Origin of the sequence: Streptomyces changchenzhani (assembly GCF_039766235.1) — a bacterium.
GTDB lineage: Bacteria > Actinomycetota > Actinomycetes > Streptomycetales > Streptomycetaceae > Streptomyces.
In genome coordinates this window covers 1,361,172-1,383,855 of the sequence record NZ_JBDHNH010000001.1, presented here as the reverse complement: position 1 = coordinate 1,383,855, position 22,684 = coordinate 1,361,172, and the positions used below count along the sequence as shown (strand labels likewise).

The window sequence follows — 22,684 nt, the reverse complement described above, 5'->3', positions numbered from 1 at the left end:
GGTTGACCCTAGGTGGCCGAGAAGCGACGCTGAAGTGTACGTTTCATCCACTCCCAGCACCCTTTATGGATGGACCATCCACCATGCCGGATCAGACCTCACCGACTCCGCCGACCCCACCGACCCCACCGATCTCCCTCGCGGCGCTGCTCGCCCGCGAGGAGCTGGGGCTGCGCCAGGTGGCGGGGCCGACGAACACAGCCACCGGCGCGGACACGGACGCGGACGCGGTGGTCCACGCGGACACGGTGATCCACTGGGTGCACACCTCGGAGATGGCCGATCCGTATCCGTATCTGCTCGGCGGCGAACTGCTGCTGACGGCGGGCGTCCTGCTCAGCGACGCCGACCACTACGTGTCCCGCGTGGTGGCGGCGGGCGCCGCGGCGCTCGGCTTCGGCGTGGCGCCGGTGTACGACACGGTGCCGGACGCGCTGGTCGAGGCGTGCGGGCGGTACGGGCTGCCGCTCATCGAGGTCCCGCCGCAGACGCCGTTCACGGCGGTCGCCCGCGCGGTGTGGCTCCTGATGGCCCAGGCCCGCCACCACGAGCTGCGCCGGGTGTCGCAGGCCCAGCAGGGCCTGGCCACGGCTGCGGCCCGCCCCGACCCGGTCCCGGCGGTGCTGCACCAGCTGGCGACCCGGCTCGGCGGCGCCGGCGGCTGGACGGTGCTCCTCGGGCCGGGCGGCGCGGAGATCGCCTCGGCGGGCGGGGTCCCGGCGCCGGAGACGCGCGCGACGCTGAACCGGCTGGCGCATGTGGTCAACCCGTCGCTACGCGATGCGGTGGGGGGCGGGGGCGCGGGCACGCATTCCGGGGGCGCAAGCGCCGCCGAGGGCGCCCCGCCGCAGCGCCCCGCGCCCGCCTCCGCCACCGACTCCGTCGGTGACACCCACCTCGCCGCGTACGCACTCGCCGGCGGCCAGGATCTCGTCCTGGGTGTCGCGGCCGACCGGCGCGAAGGCGGGGACCACACCATCGCCGGGGTCGCCGCCGTCCTGCTCTCGCTGCTGACCACGCCCCACCAGGGCTCCGCCGAGGCCGGCCGCACCACCGCCCTGGTGCGGCTGCTGCTCGGGGCGGACGCCACCGCCGTGGCTCCGCTGCTCGGCGCGGGCGACTGGACCGTGGTGCACGCCCGCCCCGCCGCGCCGGGCAGCCCCGATCCGCTCTCCGCAGCCGCGCTGGCCGCCGACCTCGGCAGCGCACTGCTGGCCCCGGACGCGAACGGCGCCGTACAGATCCTGCTGACCGGGGACCGCGACATCGCCCCGCAGCCCGGCTGGACCCTGGGCGTCGGCCCGCCCGTACCCCCGCATGACCTGCCCGCCTCCGCCACCCGTGCGGCCCAGGCCTCGCACCGGGCCGAGGCGACCCGTCGCGACCTGGTGCGCGACCGGGGTGAGGCGGGCGCCGGGGTCACCTCCCTGGTCGCGCCCGACGAGGCCCGCGCCCACGCGCGCGTGCAGCTCGCCCCGATCTCCGCCTCCCCCGCACTGACCGGGACCCTGCGCACCTGGCTCTCGCTGCACGGCAGTTGGGACCGTACGGCCGTCGCACTGAACGTCCACCGCAATACGGTCCGCCAGCGCATCGCCCGCTGCGCGGCCCTTCTCGGCGCCGATCTGGACGACGCGGACGTACGGATGGATCTCTGGTTCGCGCTGCGCTGGCTGGAGGAGCCGGGCAAGGTGTGACGCACGGCGTACCACTTTGATCTGGACAGCCTCTGTGACCCACGGGTAACTTAAGCTGAGCAAGCGCTTAGCCGCGTCGACCGAAGCCAAAGGGAGGGCGTCCCGTGCGCCGTACTGTGTACAACGAGGACCACGAGGCGTTCCGGGACACCATCCGGGCATTCATCGAGGCCGAGGTCGTGCCGGTCTACGACGAGTGGTTCGCGGCGGGCCAGGCGCCCCGCGACTTCTACTACAAGCTCGGTGAGCTGGGCGTCTTCGGCATCGAGGTGCCGGAGGAGTTCGGCGGCGCGGGCATGGAGACCTTCAAGTTCGAGGCCGTCATGGCCGAGGAGACCGCCCGCGCGGGCGTCAGCTTCGGCGGCTCCGGTGTGCACGTACTGCTCTGCCTGCCGTACCTCAAGGCGTACGCGACCGACGAGCAGAAGAAGCGCTGGCTTCCCGACTTCGTCTCCGGCGCCTCGATGTACGCCATCGCCATGACCGAGCCCGGCACCGGCTCCGACCTGGCCGGCATGAAGACCACCGCCAAGCTCTCCGAGGACGGCACGCACTACGTCCTCAACGGTGCCAAGACCTTCATCACCGGTGGCGTCCACGCCGACCGCGTGATCGTCTGCGCCCGCACCGCCGCGCCCACCGCCGAGGACCGCCGCCACGGCATCTCGCTGTTCGTGGTGGACACCAAGGCCGAGGGCTACGCGGTCGGCCGCAAGCTCGACAAGCTGGGCCTGAGGGTCTCCGACACCGCCGAGCTGTCCTTCTCCGACGTCAAGGTCCCGGTCGACGACCTGCTCGGCGAGGAGAACAAGGGCTTCTACTACCTCGGGCAGAACCTGCCGCAGGAGCGCCTGGGCATCGCCGTCGGCGCGTACGCACAGGCCAAGGCCGCGATCCGGTTCGCCCAGCAGTACGTGCAGGAGCGCACCGTCTTCGGCAAGCCGGTCGCCGCGTTCCAGAACACCAAGTTCGAACTGGCCGCCTGCAAGGCCGAGGTGGACGCCGCCGAGGCGGTCGTCGACCGCGCGGTCGAGGCCATCGACGCCGGTGAGCTGACGGCGGCCGAGGCCGCGTCCGCGAAGCTGTTCTGCACCGAGGTCGCGCACCGCGTGATCGACAAGTGCCTCCAGCTGCACGGCGGCTACGGCTTCATGAACGAGTACCCGATCGCCCGCCTGTACGCGGACAACCGGGTCAACCGCATCTACGGCGGCACCAGCGAGGTCATGAAGATGATCATCGCCAAGGACATGGGCCTGTAGACCGGTAGATCAGCAACCTTTCCTCCGACCTGTAGAACTGCCTTCATGAATCCGGCACTTCACTCCCTCCTCGATCTGCTCGACCTTGAGCAGATCGAGGAGAACATCTTCCGGGGCGTGAGCCGCTCGGCCATCGTGCCCCGCGTCTTCGGCGGCCAGGTCGCGGCCCAGGCCCTGGTCGCGGCCGGCCGCACAGTCCCCCAGGACCGCACGGCGCACTCCCTGCACGCGTACTTCCTGCGCGCGGGCGACCCTGGAGCGCCGATCGTCTATACGGTCGACCGCATCAGGGACGGCCGCTCCTTCGCCACGCGCCGCGTTGTCGCCGTCCAGCACGGGCAGCCGATCTTCCACCTCTCCGCGTCCTTCCAGACGTACGAGGAGGGCCTGGAGCACCAGGCGGCCATGCCGCCCGCACCGGACCCCGAGACGCTGCCCACCGCCGCCGAGATGCTGCCGCGCTACGCCGAGCACTTCCGCGACCCGGGTGTCGTCGAGCGCCTCCTCGAAGCCCGCGCGGCGGTCGATCTGCGCTATGTCGACGCCCCGCCGTACGGCAGCGTCGGGCAGCCGCGCGAACCGAGGTCGCAGGTCTGGTTCCGTACGAACGGCAAACTTGCCGACGACCCACTGCTCCACCTCTGCCTCGCCACGTATGTCTCCGACATGACACTGCTCGACTCGGTGCTGCTCGCGCACGGCCGCGGCGGCTGGGCGACCGGTGACGTCGTCGGCGCCTCGCTCGACCACGCGATGTGGTTCCACCGGCCCTTCCGGGCGGACGAGTGGCTGCTGTACGACCAGGAGTCGCCTTCGGCGTCGGGCGGCCGGGGGCTGGGCCAGGCCCGGATCTACACACGGGACGGGCAGCTGGCGGTCACCGTCATCCAGGAGGGCGTGGTGCGCGTACCGCGCTAGCCCGGGACGGCGCCCAGGGCGGCATGGTTCGCGTCCGCCCCTGATCGGACATACGGTCCAAGACATGACCGAACCGGGCGAGCAGGGCCCACCCGTCCCTCAGGGTGAAAGCACCACCACCGTGATCGTCGCGGCGGTCACGAACCTCGGCATCGCCGTCGCGAAGGCGGTCGCCGGTGTCATCAGCGGCTCCAGCGCGATGCTCTCGGAGGCGGCCCACTCGGTCGCCGACAACGTCACCGAGCTGATGCTGCTCACCGCGCTCAAGCGCAGCGAGAAGCCCGCGGACGAGGACCATCCGCTCGGCTACGGCCCGGAGCGCTACATCTGGGCGATGCTCGCCTCCGTCGCCACGTTCGTCGGCGGCGCGGTCTTCGCCATGTACGACGGCGTCCGCACCCTCACCCACGGCGAGGATCTTGGCGACCCGCTCATCTCGTACATCGTGCTCGCGGTCGCCTTCCTCCTGGAGGGCTACTCGCTGCGCACGAGCATCAAGCAGGTCCGCAGCGAGGCGGCCCGCTTCGGCACCCCGGTCGGCCGCTATCTGCGCTTCACCCCCGACACGGCGGTCAAGGCCGTCGTGATGGAGGACTCGGCGGCGCTGGTGGGACTGCTGCTCGCGGCGGGTGGCCTGCTCGGCGGGCAGCTCACCGGTTCGGGCGTGTGGGACGGCCTCGCATCGATCCTGATCGGCCTGCTGCTCGTATACGTCGCCTGGGTCCTGGGCAGCAGCAACGCCCAGCTGCTGATCGGCCGCGCGCTGCCGAGGGAGATGCGCGAGATCGTACGGGCGGAAATCCTGTCCGTACCGCACATCATCGGCGTACTGGAGCTGACGACGCTGGTCCAGGGGCCGCACGAGGTACTGATCGCCGCGAAGATCGACTTCCGGGACGTGTCGAGCGCCGGGCAGATCGAGTGGGCCTGCGAGGAGGCGGAGCAGCAGCTGCGCGAACGCTTCCCCGCGATCCGTCGCGTCTATCTGGACCCGACGCCGGGGTCCGGTCAGAGCAGACCGGCCGCGTCCAGCAGGTAGGCCGTCATCGGGTCGTAGTAGCGCGGGTCGGTGACGTGGTCGTCCAGCGGGACGGTGACCTGGAGCGTCCCCTCGGCCTCGGCGAGGAAGAGCGCCGGATCATTGGAGTCGGCGTACCCCATGGCATCCAGCCCACGCTGCCCCGCGCAGCCCGCCCACCCGTGGTCGGCGACCACGAGGTCGGGCAGCGCCCGGCCCTCGTGCTCCATCCCGTTGAGAATGGCGCGCATCGGCTCCGGCGAATGGGTGTGCCACAGCGTCGCGCCGCGCTCAAGGACCGCGACCCGGGCGAACTGGAACACCATGCCCTCGTCTGCGGTGAGCCCACCCGGAATCTGTACGATCTCGCACCCTGCGGCCAACAGCGCCTCGGCGGTCTGCCGGTGTACGTCGAGCAGCCCACCGGGGTGCCCGGTCGCGAACAGCACCCGCTCCTTGCCGGCGGCGGCCTTGCGCAGCCGCGCCGCCATCCGCTCCAGGGCGTCGACCGTCAGCTCGGGGTCGATGGTGTCCTGCCCGGCGCGGTGCCCGGGATCGTCGCTGACCCCACAGCGCTCGGCCATCACGGCAAGCACGTCCTGCTCGTCCGCCCACCGGTCACCGAGCTCAAGCCCGAGCCAGTAGTGACGGTCGCCGTTGGCGAGCTTGCGGTAGTGGGAGAGGTTGTTGTCACGTGGAGTGGCGACGTCTCCGGCGATCCGGCAACGGACAAGATGGTCGACAAGGGCGTCTCGGCTGGGTATCGGCATAGGCCCATTGTGCCGCGCGGTACGCGGAGCGTGCCTGCTGTCTTGGAAGGTGGACGCGCGAAGAATCTCACCCCGGGACCGGGCTCCTGGGGACGAGCCTCACCGGGACCCTGCCGCCCACACGATCACCGGGACCTGCCCATACGAGCCGCAAGCGCGCGCTGCCCGCGAGCCGGCTGAACCACTGCAGGGCGCGCTGGGGCGACCGGAGCGACAACCGCAGCCCGCCGGAAACGGCGGACACATCGGCGCTCCCGTCGGCGTGAGCCAGCCCCTTCCGGCCGACCGGGGGTGGGCTGCGGCGGGGATACGGTTGCCATGCGAAGTCTCCGGTCCGGAGGAGGAGTTGGGGTGCTTTCCAAACCTAGCCAGTCGACGATAGAACTATCTCTGATCCGGCGATAGATTCTCAAACCGGCGAGCGGCACAGCGCCAGAGAAACTTGAGACCACTTCCCGGATCTCCACGTTTCTGATTCCTTCCTGATCCACAGCATCAGCTGCACGAATCCTGGTCTGAGGGGAGCAAGAGTGCCGACCGACACTGTCTGGCAGAAATCATCGTTCAGCGGGGAAGCCGCGAACTGCGTGAACGTCGCGATAGCAAGGCCTACGGGAGAGCGACGCACCAAGGACGGTCCTGTCCGAATTCCCCGAGCAACTCGGCGCGTTTCTCAGGGCGACCAAACGGGACCAGGCGTTCACGGACACAAGGGGCATCCACAAGCTTGCTGGATCGTGAGCTCCCAGCTTGCACCCCTCGGGCAGTCGACGGACCTCAATCCCGAAGTCCGGCTTCGGGAAATGCAAGCAACTCGCCCAGGCCAACTCCTCGGGGCGCGCTTCCCTCCGCCCCCCACCCGTGGAAGTGCCGACCAGATCGGTGACAATGGCGAAGAAGCGGGAGCCGATCTCCTTCTACGACCGTCGTCTGCGCAGGGCCCGCCAGGCATCCCCGACTGCTTCCACGGACCGTAGCCACCAGCCCTCCACCTGGTCCCGCACCTTGGTCAGCACCTTCCGTCGCTTGAACCACGGCGGCAGTTGCCGGAACGGCACAAAGTACAGCGTGTCGTTGATGGCGTTCTCGGCGAAGCCACCGGGGCCCTCAGCTCGCAGAGCGGCGTACAACTCCGGCGTCAGCTCGCCGTGGAGCCGCGCCACGATGCCCGCCGCGGTGAACGCGAGCTCCCGCCGAGTGGGGTCCAGCACCCGCATCGCTCGCACGATCCGCGGCGACGCCACCTCCGGCGGGCACCTGAACGCCAGCCCGATCACCGCCGAACCGAGGTGCTCCTCGCCGCGCTCGAATGCGGCGTCCACTGCGGTCGGGTCGTCGATGCCCGACAGACCCTCACCGCTTTCCCAGTCCCATTCGGACGCCATAACCAACCTTCGCACTTCGTCTGTCACCCGTCGCACTTGGGCGGGAGCACGCGCTGCTTCTTGGTGTTATTGATCATGCCTGCCCTTTTCAGCTTGGTCAGATGCCCCTCGGTGATGCCGTCTGACGGGTACGCGGACCGGACGTGGCCGTGGTAGATCTCCCTGACGATATTGCCGTCCTTGTCCATAATCGGCCGATGCCGGTCCAGGACCACGATCTCGTTGTTCACATGGTCCACCCCGAGACGCCGGGTGACATTCGGGTTGTTCGGATCCAGGTCGATGGACCTGTCCAGCGCTGCCTGGCCGTCGGAGGGCGCGCGGCTGACCTCGCCCTTGGCCGACGAGCTGCTCCCTGAACCGTGCTTCTTGTACTCCGAGTCGTCGTAGACGCGGATCGGATCGTCGCCCTCCAGGCCGAGCGGGTCGCTCCAGCGCAAGGGGTTGTCGACGTACGCGTGCTGGTTCGGGTCGGGTGCCAGGCCGAGCGGGGCGGGTGAGAGGTAGCTCGCGGTGTCCGGGTCGTAGTAGCGGGACAGGTTGTAGTGCAGGCCGGTTTCCGCGTCGCGGTACTGGCCGGGGAAGGCCAGCGGGCACAGGCCGTCGTCGCCGTCGGCCAGGGGCCTTCCCCACAGGCTGGTGGCGGAACGCCAGGCGATCGTGCCGTCCTCGGCGACGAGTTCGCCGGGGGTACCGACCACGTCGGTGACGATCGCGTAGAACTGCCTGCTGACCTCGTCCGGGTCGGCGGTGCGCCACCGGCTGCGCACCTGGGCCGCCGCGCGGTGGGTGCCTGGCTCCCAGTCCCAGGTGTCGGCCTCGGCCAGGCCGTCCCGGACCGTCTGCCGCTCGGCGAGGTTGGCGCGGTCCCAGGTGAAGAGCGTCTCGTCAGTGACCGAACCATCTTCGGCGAGACGTGACTTGACGGTGCGCCGGCCAAGCGCGTCGTACCGGTACCGCCACCTGCCGCTGTCGGGCGTCGCGGCCTCGGTCAGCCGGTCCTCGGCGTCCCAGGTGTACGCCCAGATCCGGCGTAGTCCGGAGAGCGTCCGGCGGATCACGCGGGTCACGCGCCCCTGGTCGTCGTGCTCGTACGTCGTGCGGCCCGCCGAGGTGACCTTCGTGCCGGAATGCTGCGCCGGGCCCTGAGCGTCCTGACCGGCGGGAGCCGGGTGGGAGGCCGCGGTGAGGTTGCCGAGGTCGTCGTAGGCGTAGGACTCGGTCCAGGTTCCGGCCGACACTCGCGTGACACGGCCCGCACGGTCGAGGTCGAAGCTGCGGCTGCCACCGAGCCGGTCGGTGATCCCGGTCAGGTGGCCGTCCGCACGGTAGGAGTAGGAGCGGGACTGCCGCACGACCGCGCCCTCGGGACGGCCGTCGTCGGCGCCGCCCGAGCGGATGACCTGCTCGACGAGTCGATGGCCGGCGTCCCAAGCCTGCGTCAGTGTGGCGGCGCCGCCCAGGCTCCGGGCGGTCTCTCGGCCCGCTGCGTCGTACGCGAAGGCCAGCTCGCCGCCTGCGGTGACGAGCGATGTGGGCAGGCCCGCGGCGTCGTACGACCAGCGGGAGGTGGCGCCGGAGGGCGTGGTCCGCTCCAGGCGTCGGCCCAGCGGGTCGTACGCGCTGGTGACGGTCCGGCCGTCGACGGACTCGGCGACGATCCTGCCCACCGCGTCGTAGGCATAGGCAACGCTGCTGTCGGGGTTCACGGCCTTGAGGAGGCGTCCGGCCGCGTCGTAGAGCAGGGATGTGACCGCGCCGTCGTCAGTGCGGTGCGACACCACTCGGCCTGCGGCGTCGCGGGTCAGCCGTACGGTCTGGCCGCTGCCGTTCGCCCGCTCGACCTGGCGTCCGGTCGGATCGCAGACATAGCTGAGTGTGCGGCCGTTGAAGTCGGTCTCGCCGGTCAGGCCGCCCGACGCGTCGTAGCGGTAACTCCATTCCTCGCCGAACGGGTTGGTTACCGCGGTGAGCCGCAACTCGGTGTCGTGGGTGAAGAGGTAGCGGGTACCGTCCGGGTCGGTCCTGGCACTGGGCAGATCGAACGCCCCGTACTCGAACGCGGTGGTGGACCCACCCGCGTCGCGGTGCTCGACGAGGTTTCCCTCCGCGTCGTACGACCAGGACTCCCGGCCGCCGTCGGAGTCCTGCCTCCACAGCAGCAGGCCCTCGGCGCTCCAGCCTTGGCGTACGGTCCCGCCGACCGGGTTCTCGATGCGCAGCACACGCCCGAACGCATCCCTGTGCACGGTCACGACACTGCCGCGCGGATCGACGACCCGGACCGGAAGCCCGGCCCCGTTGTTGTCGAACCGGAAGGTGTTGCCCAGCGCGTCCGTCTGCGTGATCCGGTGCCCGCGCTCGTCGTACGTGTACGAACTCACCGCGCCCAGCGGGTCGGTGGTGGTGAGCAGGTTGGTCCGGTCGTCGTACGCGCACTCCCAGCGCGTTCCGTCGGCTTCCGTGATGGCGACCGGCAGGAGGTCGTCGTTGTAAGCGACCTGGACGGTGGTGCCGTCGGGCCGGTCCTCGCGCACCGGCTGCCCGTTCTCGCCGAGGGTGAAGCGGGTCGTGCTGCCCAGTTCGTCGGTGTGGGACAGCAGTCGCCCGTACGCGTCGTGCGTGGTGTGAACGGCGAAGCCCAACGGGTCGACGACACGGGTGAGGTGAAGTTGCTCGTCGTGGTGGTACTCGGTGCGGTGACCGAGGCTGTTGGTCATCGTGGTCACGCGCCACACGTCGTCGTACGCGAACTGCGCGGACATCGCGCCGTCCTGGCCGATGCCGTGCTCCACACGGTCGGTGGGGCCGTCGTATCCGTAGCGGTACGAGCCGTTGTTCCGGTCGGTCCAGGACGTGATGCGACCGAGTTCATCGTACGTCAGCCGGTAGGGGCGGCCGGCGGAATCGGCTATCGCGGTGAGCTGGCGCTGCGGCTCCTCGTAGGAGTACGTGCGCAGGACTGTGGCGGGGTGCGAGCCGGTCGTGGTTTTGGCGGGCTCCATCAGTCGCAGGGCAGTGATCCGCCCGTCCTCGGTGTCGACCGCGAGGTGGTAACCACCGGAGTGGCGGACCGCGACGGGCGTGCCGTCGGAGGTCCGCTCGAAGTCGAGACGGTCGCCGCTGCGGTCGGCGACGGAACGCAGCGGGAGCACAACGGCCGCCGTCCCGCTGTCGTCGGGGGCGTCGGAGGCTTCCGGGACGAGCGCGGGGCCGTAGTGCCGGGTGAGCCCCGTGAAGGGGTCGCTGACGGTGACGGTGCCGCCGGAGGTTCCGTCCCAGGTCAGCGGGCGCCGCGGACCGTGGCTCGGCAGCACCGGGCGGTCCGGCTCGGGCACGGGGTAGACCTGGAGCATGCCGTCCGCACTGGCACAGACGGCGCCGTCGCCGTCGAGTTCGAGGCGCTCGTCGAAGGTCGACATCCACGCCGGACCGAACCAAAGCCCGGAGCGGAAGCTCGAAACGTGGTGGCGCTCGATCACCAGGGGGAGCAGGCCCGGCAGGCTGACGTCCGTGTGCGACATGAGCATCTCGCCGGTGACCATGTCGACGGGGTCGCCGCCCTTGCAGCGCTTCTTCATCTGCTGGCCCGCCTTGGCCCCGTCACCGGACCCCGAGCGCAGCCCCTTGTAGAGGTTCTTCATCTGCTGGGCACCACCCTTGCCCAGCCCGCGCACTGCCGCGCCCATGCCCTTGAGGCCCTTCATCGCCGCCATGCCGCCCTTGGCGAGCCCGCCGAGCGTGGTCAGCCCCTTCATCCCCGGGATGCAGTCCAGGGCGGCGAACGCCACATCCCACAGCGACGCTTCACCCTTGCGGTATTTGTTGAGTGTGTCCGCAAGGACAACCAGCGCGGCAGCCAGGACAAGGAGGGCGATCGGCCCACCGATGATCATCGCGACAATGCCCAGGACCGCCACCACGACTTTGCAGACGGTGACGATGGTGTCCCAGTTGTCGGTGACCCAGTCCCCGACCTCCTCCCACCACTTCCGGTTCTTGATCCCCGCATCGGAGGCCTCGTCGAGCTTGTCCTTCGCCTCCCGCGCCGCATCCTCACGCATCGTGCGCGCATCAGCGGCCATCTTCTTCGCCGCATCCAACGCACTGTTCGCCGAACTCACATCGGACTTCGCCGAACCCTGCGCACTCTTGGCCGACTGCGCATTACGGGTCGCCGCCCGCACCTTGTCCTCATCAGGCGCCGGCGCGTCCTTCTTCTCCTTGTCCTTCTGGAAGTCGTCGGACTCCTTCGTCGCCCGCCCCACCCACGAATCCGCATCCGTCAAACGGGCGGTGGCCGACTTCAAGTCCGCCTGCGCCTCACGCCCGTTGACCAGAGCCTTGTCCGCCAGCGCCTGCGCCCGCTCCAACTTCGGCCAGTACGCCGCCAAAGCATCCCCGGCCATCCCGTAGGACTTCTCCAACTTCTTCAGACTCTTCGGAACATCCTCGAACTCATCCTGAAACACCTTCGCGGACTTCCCCGCCCACGTCAGGACCGCATCCTCACTGGCCATCCCCTTGACCAGCCGCAAAGCATCCGACACGTCATCGGCGAAGTCCTGCAACTCCCGCGACAGCGCCTTCACCCGCAACGGATCACCCGGCACCGGATCCGACTCCAGATCCAACACATGCCAATCACCCGGCCGATTCGCCGCCATCCCCACAACCCCCGTCACACCCGCATCACCAGCAACCGTACGCACCAGCGAAGCTACTAGGCCCGAGCTCGCGACGTGAAGGACCCTGCCCCGAAGGTGCCTGGCTTGGAGCCGGGCAGAGGCGGCCGGGCACAAGATCTCCACAATGAAGCCCCCGGCGCCCCACAGTGTCCGGAGCCACACACCTACTGCCCGATTTCACCCGCATCGCGCCACGAGACAAGTCAGTTCGCTCTAGCGAAACCACTGACCCCATGACTAACGTCATTTCCTTGACTGATCCGCTGTCTCAACCCGGAGTCGCCCGTGAAGCGCCGTACCTTGCCCGCTGCTGCCGCATTCGCCGCAACCGCAGCCCTGCTCCTGACGGCCTGTGGCGGCGGAGACGAGAAGCCCGAAGCCGACGACAAGATCGCGGGCGCGGAGCAGGGGGACAAGAAGTCGGCCTCGCCAAGCGCGACGCCGTCGAAGGCCGACGGGCGTCCCAAGATTGAGCTGCCGCCGGACGACAAGCTCGTGTTCGTCCCCGAGAAGACAGGCCATGCCGTGAAGGACGCCGTCCTCGCGGACAATGCCGAGCGAATGCGCGCTTCCGATGCTGCAATTACAGGAAAAGACCCGAAGTACGTTGCACTCAATTTCTACAACTCAGGACGGGCCCTGGAAGCCGCAGCCAAGTGGGTTGAGGGATTCAAAACGGCAGGGCTCACCGTCACCGGAACGGTCCGGTTCCACGACCGGAACGTGACACTGAACAAGGACGGCAGCGCTTCCCTGACTTACTGCGCCGACGAGAGTAAGGGATCCACCAAGAAAATCAAGACTGGAAAGGTCGACACCAGTCCGCCGAACAAGGACAGTTACGTGTTCTACAACACCAGGCTGGAGAAGAATTCGGACGGAGTTTGGCAGACCACTCGGATCATCTCAAGCAGGGGGGCGGCACAATGCCAGCCGTAAGGAATTCATCGCTTTGCTTCATGATGCTGGTTCTTGGGGGAGCCATGTTCATGGGTACACCTGCTGCCGGGGCGGACCGCGACTCCGGACAGGGATCCGAGACCGATACACAGGTCAAGAGCGACGGGCAGGATCTCTCTGTAGCCACTTCCGGCAAGGGATACAAAATTGACGCTGCCAAAAACGGACAAGGCAGCGCTGTCGGCGCACTGAAACCGATCGGCAATTGGACGCCACCTCCCTGCTGGTACGCACCCAAATACACGCCGGCCCAGCTGAAGAAGGAACGCGAGGGCATCTGGTCGGCTGAATCCACCGGGCACGAGTGGGAGAACTCCGAGCGCGACCACTACAAGGACTTCAACGCTGACAAGACCGACAAGGGGTACTGGTGGGGCTCGTATATCGACAAGTCACGCTTCGGTGACCCCGGAATCCTTGCCTGCGACAAGCCGCCCTTCTGGGTTGATATCGGCGATCCGCCGCCCGCCGAAGTCCCTGAGGTCATTACCCCGAAGATACTCGCGGACCTCGCATACGCCGAGGTCCGCGTCCCCGACACCAAAGTCGATCTCGCCCCTGCGGCCAACACCAAAGTCAACCTCCCGACCTGGGCGTGGCTGGACAAGGCCGAGTTCAAGCCGGTCTCGGTCACCGCGTCGGTCCCCGTCCTGAACCTGCAGGCAACCGCCACCGCCGTCCCCGACTCCCTACAGATCGAGCCCGGCACCAAGGACGCCGTGCTTCACCCCGCCTCCGGCGAGTGCCTCCTCAACGACGACGGGTCGTCCATCGGGACGCCGTACGCCAAGGGCTCCGCAGAGGAGACCCCGCCCTGCGGACTCACCTACCTCCGCGCCTCCGGTGACGGCCCGTACAAGCTCCAGGCCACCATCACCTGGAAGATCAGCTGGACCGGCACCGGAAACCCCGAGCCGACCAACCTCCCCGACGGCACCTTCGGCACCACCCAGGACATCACCGTTCAGGAGATCCAGGCCATCAACCGCTGAGCCAGGGGGTCAGAAAGTCACCGGCTACCGAGCTACGCGCCCACGGCAGTGAACGCCCCGTGCGCCAAGCGGCGCAGCAGCGCTTCCATCGTTGCGCGGCCCGGCAGGCCGTTGCCGTACGAGCCCAGGTGCGGGGTCGAGTTGAGCAGGCCGAACACCGCGTGCACCGCCGAGCGCGCCTCCGTCTCCGGGGTGGTCGGGTTCAGCTCTCGTACGACGGTGACCCATAGCTCGACGTACTGGCGTTGCAACTGCCGGACCCGCTTGCGGTCGCTCTCGCGCAGCCGGTCCAACTCGCGGTCGTGCAGGGTGATCAGGGGGCGGTCGTCGAGGGCGAAGTCGATGTGGCCGTCGATCAGCGAGGCGAGGACGGCTTCGGGGCCCTCGGCCGCTGCCGCTACGCGCAGTTTGCCGCCGTCCAGGAGGCGCTCGCTGATGCCTACGAGCAGTTCGGCGAGCATCGCGTCCTTGCCCGCGAAGTGGCGGTAGAGGCCGGGGCCACTGATGCCGACGGCGGCGCCTATCTCGTCGACGCCCACACCATGGAAGCCGCGCTCGGCGAAGAGGCGGGCGGCCTCCCTGAGGATCTGCTCGCGGCGGGTCGGGGCCGCGACGCGGGCGGCGGCATTGGTACTCATGGGGTCATTCTAGACCGGGTGGTTAGCGGTCGTTAACCTGAACGAAACACAGCCCCTACGGCCGGCCCGCCACCGTCACCGCGCGCAGCAGCCACTCCACCGGGCCCAGCCGGTGCCGCCGCATCAGCCTCGCGCTGAGGGCCAGCTGTGCGGCGTACAGGACCAGCGCACCACACAACACGGCCGCCGCGCCCATCCTGCCGTACAGGCCGAATCCGTAGCCGGTGAAGACCAGCGCCATGACGAGCGACTGGGCCAGGTAGTTCGTGAGGGCCATGCGGCCGGCGGGGGCCAGAGCAGCGGCCGCGCGGGCGCCGCGCGGGGTGCGGAGCCACAGCAGCAGGGCGCTCGCGTACGCGGCGGTCAGGGCGGGCGCCGTGACCGTGCCGACGGCGAGCGCGAGCATCTCCCAGCGCGGCGGGAGCGGGCCCACGATGCCCGCCGCCAGCAGGACCCCGCCGGGCAGGCCCACACACAGGCCGGTCACGCACATGCGGCGCAGGCGGGCCGGGGTCGTGTGGGTGATCCACTGCCGCTTGCCCGCGGCGAGGCCCGTCAGGAACGCGGCCACGACGAAGCCGCCCATCAGCAGGATTCCGGCGAGGTACTCGGGCCAGAAGCTGATGTTCTCGGCGACGATGTCGGTGAAGCCGCCACGGTACGCAGCGATGAGCCGCGCCGCTTCCGGGCCCGCTTCAGCGGCGACGGCGGCCTCGCTGGCCGGGTCGTCGATGAGCAGCCCGAGCAGGCCGACCAGTAGCAGCACGCTGCCCGCGACGCCGAAGATCCAGAGTGCGGCGGTGCGCGCGCCGACGGGTGCGGCGCGGCGGGCCGCGAGCAGGATGATGCCGAGCAGGGCGTACGTCATCAGAATGTCGCCAGTGTAGAGGAACACCGCGTGCAGCAGGCCGAGTACGAACAGGCCGAGCAGGCGCCGTGACATGCGAGGGGCGAAGCGGGCTCCGACGCGGGCGGCCGACTCCATCTGGAGGGTGAAGCTGTAGCCGAAGAGGAAGGAGAAGAGGAGGTAGAACTTGGCTTGGACCAGGGCCACGACCAGCCATTCGGCGATGCCGTCGGCGTCGAGGTGAGTTCCGGTGTCCGGCAGGCCGTAGCCGGGGCCCGCCATGGACAGCGCGTTGACCAGAAGGATCCCGCCGAGCGCGAAGCCCCGCAGCGCGTCCACTTCCAGGATTCGCCGCCTCGCCGGTGGCAGCGGCGCGGGCCTGGTGGCGTGCTCGGTCATCGGTCATCCCCCCGCGGGTCTTGCGCTGTACCTCTTGGGTCAAGCGGCTCGGGCGCTCGAAGCGTGGCACCTGACGATCTTGGGCGCGTCACTCCGCAGTACGACAAGGGTCATCCCGGCGCACGAAATCCGCAGCAGAATCCGCCGGAAAATTCACCCTGGACAGAGCGGTTAGCGCTCGTTAACCTGAAGGCGCGCGTTAACGCTCACTAACATCACTTCGGTAGGCACAGCCGACCGGCAAGGGGGCTCGACGAGATGCGGCAGGCACCGGTGCTTTCCAGCACCGCCGATCCGGCGACCGAGGCATGGCGGGCCAATGAAGCGGCCCATCGGAAGCTGGTGGACGAGCTGCGCGGGCGGCTGTCCGCGGCCTGGCTCGGCGGCGGTGAGAAGGCACGCGCCCGGCACACCGCCCGCGGCAAGCTGCTGCCCCGCGACCGGGTGGACACGCTGCTCGACCCCGGATCGCCCTTCCTGGAGCTGGCCCCGCTGGCCGCCGAGGGCATGTACGGCGGGGCGGCCCCGGCCGCCGGTGTCATCGCCGGGATCGGGCGGGTGAGCGGTCGCGAGTGCGTCATCGTTGCCAACGACGCCACCGTCAAGGGCGGTACGTACTACCCGATGACGGTCAAGAAGCATCTGCGCGCCCAGGAAGTGGCGTTGGAGAACCGGCTGCCGTGCCTGTACCTGGTGGATTCCGGCGGTGCCTTCCTGCCCATGCAGGACGAAGTCTTCCCCGACCGTGAGCACTTCGGGCGGATCTTCTACAACCAGGCCCGGATGTCGGGCGCGGGCATTCCGCAGATCGCGGCGGTGCTCGGGTCCTGCACGGCGGGCGGGGCGTACGTTCCCGCGATGAGCGACGAGGCCGTGATCGTGCGGAATCAGGGCACGATCTTCCTGGGCGGCCCCCCGCTGGTGAAGGCGGCGACCGGCGAGGTCGTCACGGCCGAGGAGCTGGGCGGCGGCGAGGTGCACTCGCGTACGTCCGGTGTCACCGACCACCTCGCGGAGGACGACGCACACGCCCTGCGCATCGTGCGCAACATCGTCGCGACGCTGCCGAAGCGCGGTCCGCTGCCGTGGTCGGTCGAGCCCGTCGAGGAGCCCAAGGTCGATCCGGCCGGGTTGTACGGCGCGGTGCCTGTCGATTCCCGCACCCCGTACGACGTGCGGGAAGTCATCGCCAGGACGGTCGACGGCTCGCGGTTCCAGGAGTTCAAGGCGGAGTACGGACAGACCCTGGTCACCGGATTCGCCCGTATCCACGGCCATCCGGTCGGCATCATCGGCAACAACGGCATCCTGTTCTCCGAATCCGCCCAGAAGGGCGCGCACTTCATCGAGCTGTGCGACCAGCGCGGCATCCCCCTCGTCTTCCTGCAGAACATCTCCGGCTTCATGGTCGGCCGGGACTACGAGGCGGGTGGCATCGCCAAGCACGGCGCCAAGATGGTGACGGCGGTGGCGTGCACGCGCGTGCCGAAGCTGACGGTCGTCGTCGGCGGTTCGTACGGCGCGGGGAACTACTCGATGTGCGGCCGGGCGTACTCGCCGCGCTTCCTGTGGATGTGGCCCAACGCGAAGATCTCGGTGATGGGCGGCGAGCAGGCCGCGTCCGTGCTGGCCACCGTCAAGCGCGACCAGATCGAGGGGCGCGGCGAGGAATGGCCGGCGGAGGCCGAGGAGGCCTTCAAGGACCCGGTCCGCGAGCAGTACGAGACCCAGGGGAACGCCTACTACGCGACGGCGCGGCTGTGGGACGACGGGGTGATCGACCCGCTGGAGACCCGGCAGGTCCTTGGCCTGGCCCTGACTGCGTGCGCCAACGCCCCCCTGAATGAGTCCGCTTTCGGCATCTTCCGGATGTGAGTGACCGATGACCATGTTCGACACAGTGCTGGTCGCCAATCGTGGCGAGATCGCGGTCCGCGTCATCCGTACGCTGCGGCAGCTCGGCGTGCGCTCGGTGGCCGTCTTCAGCGACGCGGACGCCGACGCCCGCCATGTCCGGGAGGCGGACACGGCGGTACGGATCGGTCCTGCGGCCGCGTCCGAGAGCTACCTGTCGGCGGACCGGCTGCTGGCCGCCGCCGCCCTCAGCGGCGCCCAGGCCGTCCACCCCGGCTACGGCTTCCTCGCCGAGAACGCCGCCTTCGCACAGGCCTGCGCGGACGCCGGGCTCGCCTTCATCGGCCCGCCGCCGTCCGCGATCTCCCTCATGGGCGACAAGATCCGCGCCAAGGAGACGGTGCGGGCGGCAGGTGTGCCGGTGGTGCCCGGATCGTCGGGCAGCGGCCTGACCGACGACCAACTGGCCGCCGCGGCACGCGAGATCGGCATGCCGGTGCTGCTGAAGCCCTCGGCGGGCGGCGGCGGCAAGGGCATGCGCCTCACCCGTCTCGAGTCGGCGCTGGCCGACGAGATCGCGGCGGCCAGACGAGAGGCACGGGCGTCCTTCGGCGACGACACACTGCTGGTGGAGCGGTGGATCGACCGCCCCAGGCACATCGAGATCCAGGTCCTCGCCGACGGCCACGGCAATGTGATCCACCTCGGCGAGCGTGAGTGCTCGCTGCAACGCAGGCACCAGAAGGTGGTGGAGGAGGCCCCCTCGGTCTTCCTCGACGAGGCGACCCGCGCTTCGATGGGTGAGGCGGCGGTCCAGGCGGCGCGCAGCTGCGGGTACCGGGGCGCGGGCACGGTGGAGTTCATCGTGCCGGGGACCGACCCCTCCTCGTACTTCTTCATGGAGATGAACACCCGCCTCCAGGTCGAGCACCCCGTGACGGAGCTGATCACCGGTATCGACCTCGTCGAGTGGCAGCTGCGCGTCGCGGCTGGCGAGGAACTGCCCTTCACGCAGAAGGACATCACGCTCACCGGCCATGCCATCGAGGCCCGCATCTGCGCGGAGGACCCCTCGCGGGGCTTCCTCCCGTCCGGCGGCACGGTGCTTTCCCTGCACGAGCCGCAGGGCCACGGCGTACGGACGGACTCGGGCCTCGCCGAGGGCACCGAGATCGGCAGCCTCTACGACCCGATGCTGTCGAAGGCCATCGCGTACGGCCCCGACCGCGCGACCGCGCTGCGCAAGCTGCGGGCGGCGCTGGCGGACACCGTCACCCTCGGCGTCCCGACCAACGCGGGCTTCCTGCGCCGCCTCCTTGCCCACCCCGACGTCGTCACCGGCAACCTGGACACGGGCCTGGTAGAGCGCGACGCGGACAGCCTGATCCCGGGCGGGGTGCCGCCCGAGGTGTACGAAGCGGCCTCGGCCGTACGGGACTTCGGCCTCCGGCGTGCCGCCCGGGAGGACGGCGGCGGCTGGACGGACCCCTTCGACGTACCGAGCGGCTGGCGGCTCGGCGGCACACCGGCGCCCGTCAGGCACTGGCTGCGCGTGGCCGGACTCGACCCCGTCGAGCACCGGACGGCGGACGGCAGCAACGCCCAGGTGTCCGACCGCCGGGTGACCGTCACGGTGGGCGGCGTCGTGCACACCTTCCGGCGGGCGGGCAGCTGGCTGGGCCGGGACGGGGACAGTTGGAACGTCCTGGACCACGACCCCGTGGAGGCCACGCTCAGCGGCGCCGCGCGGGGCGGGGCGGACACGCTGGCCGCGCCGATGCCGGGGACCGTGACGGTGGTCAAGGTGGCCGTCGGGGACCGGGTCGAGGCCGGGCAGAGCCTGCTCGTCGTCGAGGCGATGAAGATGGAGCACGTCATCTCGGCGCCGCACGCCGGCACGGTCACCGAGCTCGATGTGCGGCCCGGCTCCACGGTCGCCATGGACCAGGTCCTGGCGGTGGTCGCCCCGGCGGAACCGGCGGAGCCAGGGACCTCCACGGCATCGGCCGAACCGGGTGAACCGGCCGCGCCGTCCGAAGCGACCGCACCGGCCGCACCGGCCGCCCGGGCTGAACCGGCCGACCCCGTACCCGTACCCATGCCCGCCACCGCACCCGCCGAGGAGGAGAAATGACGCTGCCCATGGTCGTCCCGGCGGACGGGCTGCCGCCCCGGGTCCGTATTCACGAGGTGGGCCCGCGCGACGGGCTGCAGAACGAGAAGACGGTCGTCCCCACCGAGGTAAAGGCCGAGTTCATCCACCGGCTCGCCGCCGCCGGCCTCACCACCATCGAGGCGACCAGCTTCGTGCACCCCAAGTGGGTGCCCCAACTGGCCGACGCCGAGCAGCTGCTCCCGATGCTGGCCGACCTCGACATCGAGCTCCCCGTGCTCGTACCGAACGAACGCGGCCTGGACCGCGCCCTCGCCCTGGGCGCGCGCCGCATCGCCGTGTTCGGCAGTGCGACCGAGACCTTCGCGAGCCGCAACCTCAACCGGACCGTGGACGAGTCGCTCGCGATGTTCGAGCCGGTCGTCGCCAGGGCCCGCGCGGACAAGGTCCAGGTCCGCGGCTATCTCTCCATGTGCTTCGGCGACCCGTGGGAGGGTCCGGTCCCGATCCATCAGGTCGTCAGGGTCGCCAAGGCCCTCATCGACCTCGGCTGCGACGAGCTGAGCCTCGGCGACACCATCGGCGTGGCCACCCCCGGCCACGTCGGGGCCCTGCTGGCAGCCCTCAACGAGGCGGGCGTGCCCACCACCGCAATCGGTGTCCACTTCCACGACACCTACGGGCAGGCCCTCGCCAACACCCTCGCCGCCCTCCAGTACGGCGTTACCACCGTGGACGCGTCGGCGGGCGGCCTCGGCGGCTGCCCGTACGCGAAGAGCGCCACCGGGAACCTCGCCACCGAAGACCTCGTATGGATGCTCCAGGGCCTCGGTGTCGAAACCGGGGTCGATCTCGGCCTGCTCACCGCCACCAGCGTGTGGATGGCCGAACGGCTGGGCCGCCCCAGCCCCTCCCGTACTGTCCGCGCCCTCTCCCACAAGGAGTAAGCAGCAATGCCGCTCGACCACCGGCTCTCCGCCGAGCACGAGGAACTCCGCCGCACCGTCGAGGCGTTCGCGCACGATGTCGTCGCCCCCAAGATCGGCGACCTCTACGAACGCCATGAATTTCCGTACGAGATCGTCCAAGAGATGGGCCGCATGGGCCTGTTCGGGCTGCCCTTCCCCGAGGAGTACGGCGGCATGGGCGGCGACTATCTCGCCCTGGGCATCGCTCTCGAAGAGCTGGCCCGCGTCGACTCGTCGGTGGCGATCACCCTCGAAGCGGGCGTCTCGCTCGGCGCGATGCCGGTCTTCCGCTTCGGCACGGAGGAGCAGAAGCGCGAGTGGCTGCCCCGGATGTGCTCCGGCGAGCTGCTCGGCGCGTTCGGGCTGACCGAGCCGGACTGCGGCTCGGACGCGGGCGGCACGCGGACCACCGCGGTGCGCGACGGCGACGAGTGGGTGATCAACGGTTCCAAGTGCTTCATCACCAACTCCGGCACCGACATCACCGGCCTGGTCACGGTCACCGCGGTCACCGGCCGCAAGCCCGACGGCAAGCCGCTCATCTCCGCGATCATCGTCCCGTCCGGCACCCCGGGCTTCACGGTCGCCGCGCCGTACTCAAAGGTCGGGTGGAACGCGTCGGACACCCGTGAGCTGTCCTTCTCCGACGTACGGGTCCCCGCCGCGAACCTGCTCGGCGAAGAGGGCCGTGGTTACGCCCAGTTCCTGCGCATCCTCGACGAGGGCCGGGTCGCCATCTCGGCACTCGCGACAGGCCTCGCGCAGGGCTGCGTGGACGAGTCGGTGTCGTACGCGAAGGAGCGCCACACCTTCGGCCGGCCCATCGGCTCCAACCAGGCCATCCAGTTCAAGATCGCCGACATGGAGATGCGCGCCCACATGTCCCGCATCGGCTGGCGCGACGCGGCCTCGCGTCTGGTCGCCGGTGAGCCGTTCAAGAAGGAGGCGGCGATCGCGAAGCTGTACTCCTCCACGATCGCCGTCGACAACGCGCGTGAGGCCACCCAGATCCACGGCGGGTACGGCTTCATGAACGAGTACCCGGTGGCCAGGATGTGGCGGGACTCCAAGATCCTGGAGATCGGCGAGGGCACGAGCGAGGTCCAGCGGATGCTGATCGCGCGGGAGTTGGGCATGACGGGCTGACGCGACGGTCGTACGGAGCCGGAGCCAGGGCCGGAGCCAGGGCCGGAGCCGGGGCCGGGGCCAAGCCGACGGCCGGTTCGGGAGCCGAGCCCGGGACCTGTTCGGGGTGCCGGGACCCAGGCCCAGCTCCGGGCGTCGGCTTGGCCCCGCGCCCCAGCCCCGCACCCCGGGTCAGCGCATCAGGCGCGGGCGCGCATTCGGACCCGGGCACCCACCGCAGCGCCCTCAGGCCCCCGCAGCCGCGTCGGGTGCGGCGGGTGCAGCAGGCGCATCGGTCACCACGGCCACATCCGGGTGCAGCACCCGCGCCAGGAAGGCTTGTGTGCGCACGTGCTTCGGCCGGCCCAGCACCTCCTCCGGCGTGCCCTCCTCGACGACGCTGCCCTCGTCCATGAAGACCACCCGGTCCGCGACGTCCCGCGCGAAGCCCATCTCGTGGGTGACGACCAGCATCGTCATGCCCTCGTCTGCGAGCTTGCGCATGACGCCGAGGACATCGCCCACCAGCTCGGGGTCCAGCGCGCTGGTCGGCTCGTCGAAGAGCATCAGCTCGGGGCCCATCGACAGCGCCCGCGCGATGGCGACGCGCTGCTGCTGGCCGCCCGAGAGCTGCGCGGGGAAGCTCTCCTCGCGGTCCGCGAGGCCGACCTTGGCGAGGTTCTCGCGGGCGACGCGGCCCGCTTCCGCCTTGTCGCGGCCGAGCACCCTGCGCTGGGCGATGGTGAGGTTCTCCAGGACGTTCAGGTGCGGGAAGAGGTTGAACTGCTGGAAGACCATGCCGATCCGGCGGCGTACCGCATCGAGGTCGACGTCCGGGTCGGTGAGGTCGACGCCGCCGACGGTCACCGTGCCGGCGGTGGGCTCCTCAAGGAGGTTCACGCAGCGCAGAAGGGTCGACTTGCCGGACCCGGAGGGGCCGATGACGCAGACCACCTCGCCGCTCCCGACGGTGAAGTCGATGCCGCGCAGCACTTCGAGGTCGCCGAACGACTTGTGCAGGCCCTGGATTTCGATCGCCTCGGTCATGAC

16 protein-coding genes are annotated in these 22,684 nt (G+C 69.9%); 10 read left to right on the top strand and 6 right to left on the bottom strand.

Going from position 1 to position 22,684, the window contains the following annotated elements; genetic code table 11:
* Positions 1 to 83: 83 nt before the first annotated feature.
* From ABCR94_RS06555 to ABCR94_RS06540, 4 genes are all read left to right on the top strand, one after another.
* A complete protein-coding gene (locus ABCR94_RS06555; protein WP_347118080.1) occupies positions 84 to 1,697 on the top strand; it encodes a PucR family transcriptional regulator ligand-binding domain-containing protein in 1,614 nt (537 codons plus the stop codon).
* A 104-nt stretch (positions 1,698 to 1,801) separates the two neighbouring features.
* Positions 1,802 to 2,959 (top strand): acyl-CoA dehydrogenase family protein, encoded by a 1,158-nt coding sequence (locus ABCR94_RS06550; RefSeq protein WP_347118079.1) that lies wholly within the window; start codon positions 1,802 to 1,804, stop codon positions 2,957 to 2,959.
* A 45-nt stretch (positions 2,960 to 3,004) separates the two neighbouring features.
* A complete protein-coding gene (gene tesB, locus ABCR94_RS06545) occupies positions 3,005 to 3,877 on the top strand; it encodes an acyl-CoA thioesterase II (RefSeq protein WP_347118078.1) in 873 nt (290 codons plus the stop codon).
* A 64-nt stretch (positions 3,878 to 3,941) separates the two neighbouring features.
* On the top strand, positions 3,942 to 4,916 hold the full coding sequence (locus ABCR94_RS06540) for a cation diffusion facilitator family transporter (protein ID WP_347118077.1): 975 nt from the start codon (positions 3,942 to 3,944) through the stop codon (positions 4,914 to 4,916).
* Here the strand turns inward: ABCR94_RS06540 and ABCR94_RS06535 are convergent.
* The 3 genes from ABCR94_RS06535 to ABCR94_RS06525 all read right to left on the bottom strand — a co-directional run bounded on the left by ABCR94_RS06535 (position 4,886) and on the right by ABCR94_RS06525 (position 11,687).
* The gene (locus ABCR94_RS06535) at positions 4,886 to 5,665 is read right to left on the bottom strand and encodes a phosphatase (protein WP_347118076.1); all 780 of its coding nucleotides are present in this window, start codon (positions 5,663 to 5,665) and stop codon (positions 4,886 to 4,888) included. The genes ABCR94_RS06540 and ABCR94_RS06535 overlap by 31 nt on opposite strands.
* A 917-nt stretch (positions 5,666 to 6,582) precedes the next feature.
* Positions 6,583 to 7,050: a hypothetical protein gene (locus tag ABCR94_RS06530; protein WP_347118075.1), complete on the bottom strand. Its 468-nt coding sequence runs from the start codon at positions 7,048 to 7,050 to the stop codon at positions 6,583 to 6,585.
* Positions 7,051 to 7,073: 23 nt separating this feature from the next.
* Positions 7,074 to 11,687: a DUF6531 domain-containing protein gene (locus ABCR94_RS06525; protein WP_347118074.1), complete on the bottom strand. Its 4,614-nt coding sequence runs from the start codon at positions 11,685 to 11,687 to the stop codon at positions 7,074 to 7,076.
* A 336-nt stretch (positions 11,688 to 12,023) separates the two neighbouring features.
* Here ABCR94_RS06525 and ABCR94_RS06520 point away from each other — a divergent pair, with 336 nt between their 5' ends.
* Positions 12,024 to 12,677, top strand: a complete 654-nt coding sequence (locus ABCR94_RS06520) for a hypothetical protein (RefSeq protein ID WP_347118073.1) — start codon at positions 12,024 to 12,026, stop codon at positions 12,675 to 12,677.
* The gene (locus ABCR94_RS06515; RefSeq protein WP_521976301.1) at positions 12,665 to 13,690 is read left to right on the top strand and encodes a hypothetical protein; all 1,026 of its coding nucleotides are present in this window, start codon (positions 12,665 to 12,667) and stop codon (positions 13,688 to 13,690) included. The genes ABCR94_RS06520 and ABCR94_RS06515 overlap by 13 nt, the downstream gene beginning before the upstream one ends.
* A 32-nt stretch (positions 13,691 to 13,722) precedes the next feature.
* Here the strand turns inward: ABCR94_RS06515 and ABCR94_RS06510 are convergent, their stop codons facing one another.
* Together ABCR94_RS06510 and ABCR94_RS06505 are read right to left on the bottom strand one after the other, a co-directional pair.
* Positions 13,723 to 14,328, bottom strand: coding sequence for an SACE_7040 family transcriptional regulator (locus ABCR94_RS06510; protein ID WP_347118071.1), 606 nt, complete (start codon positions 14,326 to 14,328; stop codon positions 13,723 to 13,725).
* A gap of 55 nt (positions 14,329 to 14,383) precedes the next feature.
* Positions 14,384 to 15,574 carry a DUF418 domain-containing protein gene (locus tag ABCR94_RS06505; protein ID WP_347118070.1) on the bottom strand — a complete coding sequence of 397 codons (1,191 nt, stop codon included), beginning with the start codon at positions 15,572 to 15,574 and terminating at the stop codon, positions 14,384 to 14,386.
* 258 nt (positions 15,575 to 15,832) lie between these two features.
* Between ABCR94_RS06505 and ABCR94_RS06500 the strand changes: the two genes are divergently transcribed.
* From ABCR94_RS06500 to ABCR94_RS06485, 4 genes are read left to right on the top strand one after another with little or no spacing between them, the layout of a single operon-like run.
* Positions 15,833 to 17,449 (top strand): carboxyl transferase domain-containing protein, encoded by a 1,617-nt coding sequence (locus ABCR94_RS06500; protein WP_347118069.1) that lies wholly within the window; start codon positions 15,833 to 15,835, stop codon positions 17,447 to 17,449.
* 13 nt (positions 17,450 to 17,462) lie between these two features.
* The gene (locus ABCR94_RS06495; RefSeq protein WP_521976467.1) at positions 17,463 to 19,562 is read left to right on the top strand and encodes an acetyl/propionyl/methylcrotonyl-CoA carboxylase subunit alpha; all 2,100 of its coding nucleotides are present in this window, start codon (positions 17,463 to 17,465) and stop codon (positions 19,560 to 19,562) included.
* Positions 19,559 to 20,488: a hydroxymethylglutaryl-CoA lyase gene (locus tag ABCR94_RS06490; RefSeq protein WP_347118068.1), complete on the top strand. Its 930-nt coding sequence runs from the start codon at positions 19,559 to 19,561 to the stop codon at positions 20,486 to 20,488. Before ABCR94_RS06495 ends, ABCR94_RS06490 begins: the two co-directional genes overlap by 4 nt.
* A gap of 6 nt (positions 20,489 to 20,494) precedes the next feature.
* Positions 20,495 to 21,655, top strand: coding sequence for an acyl-CoA dehydrogenase family protein (locus tag ABCR94_RS06485; protein WP_347118067.1), 1,161 nt, complete (start codon positions 20,495 to 20,497; stop codon positions 21,653 to 21,655).
* Between the two features lie 225 nt (positions 21,656 to 21,880).
* Here ABCR94_RS06485 and ABCR94_RS06480 read toward each other — a convergent pair whose 3' ends face one another.
* A complete protein-coding gene (locus tag ABCR94_RS06480; RefSeq protein ID WP_347118066.1) occupies positions 21,881 to 22,681 on the bottom strand; it encodes an amino acid ABC transporter ATP-binding protein in 801 nt (266 codons plus the stop codon).
* Positions 22,682 to 22,684: the final 3 nt, after the last annotated feature.

Coding starts and splice junctions, on each gene's coding strand:
- ABCR94_RS06485 (WP_347118067.1), top strand. CDS start 20,495: ATGCCGCTCGACCACCGGCTCTCCGCCGAGCACGAGGAACTCCGCCGC.
- ABCR94_RS06515 (WP_521976301.1), top strand. CDS start 12,665: ATGCCAGCCGTAAGGAATTCATCGCTTTGCTTCATGATGCTGGTTCTT.
- ABCR94_RS06505 (WP_347118070.1), bottom strand. CDS start 15,574: ATGACCGAGCACGCCACCAGGCCCGCGCCGCTGCCACCGGCGAGGCGG.
- ABCR94_RS06540 (WP_347118077.1), top strand. CDS start 3,942: ATGACCGAACCGGGCGAGCAGGGCCCACCCGTCCCTCAGGGTGAAAGC.
- ABCR94_RS06480 (WP_347118066.1), bottom strand. CDS start 22,681: ATGACCGAGGCGATCGAAATCCAGGGCCTGCACAAGTCGTTCGGCGAC.
- ABCR94_RS06495 (WP_521976467.1), top strand. CDS start 17,463: ATGTTCGACACAGTGCTGGTCGCCAATCGTGGCGAGATCGCGGTCCGC.
- tesB (WP_347118078.1), top strand. CDS start 3,005: ATGAATCCGGCACTTCACTCCCTCCTCGATCTGCTCGACCTTGAGCAG.
- ABCR94_RS06510 (WP_347118071.1), bottom strand. CDS start 14,328: ATGAGTACCAATGCCGCCGCCCGCGTCGCGGCCCCGACCCGCCGCGAG.
- ABCR94_RS06530 (WP_347118075.1), bottom strand. CDS start 7,050: ATGGCGTCCGAATGGGACTGGGAAAGCGGTGAGGGTCTGTCGGGCATC.
- ABCR94_RS06535 (WP_347118076.1), bottom strand. CDS start 5,665: ATGCCGATACCCAGCCGAGACGCCCTTGTCGACCATCTTGTCCGTTGC.
- ABCR94_RS06555 (WP_347118080.1), top strand. CDS start 84: ATGCCGGATCAGACCTCACCGACTCCGCCGACCCCACCGACCCCACCG.
- ABCR94_RS06500 (WP_347118069.1), top strand. CDS start 15,833: ATGCGGCAGGCACCGGTGCTTTCCAGCACCGCCGATCCGGCGACCGAG.
- ABCR94_RS06490 (WP_347118068.1), top strand. CDS start 19,559: ATGACGCTGCCCATGGTCGTCCCGGCGGACGGGCTGCCGCCCCGGGTC.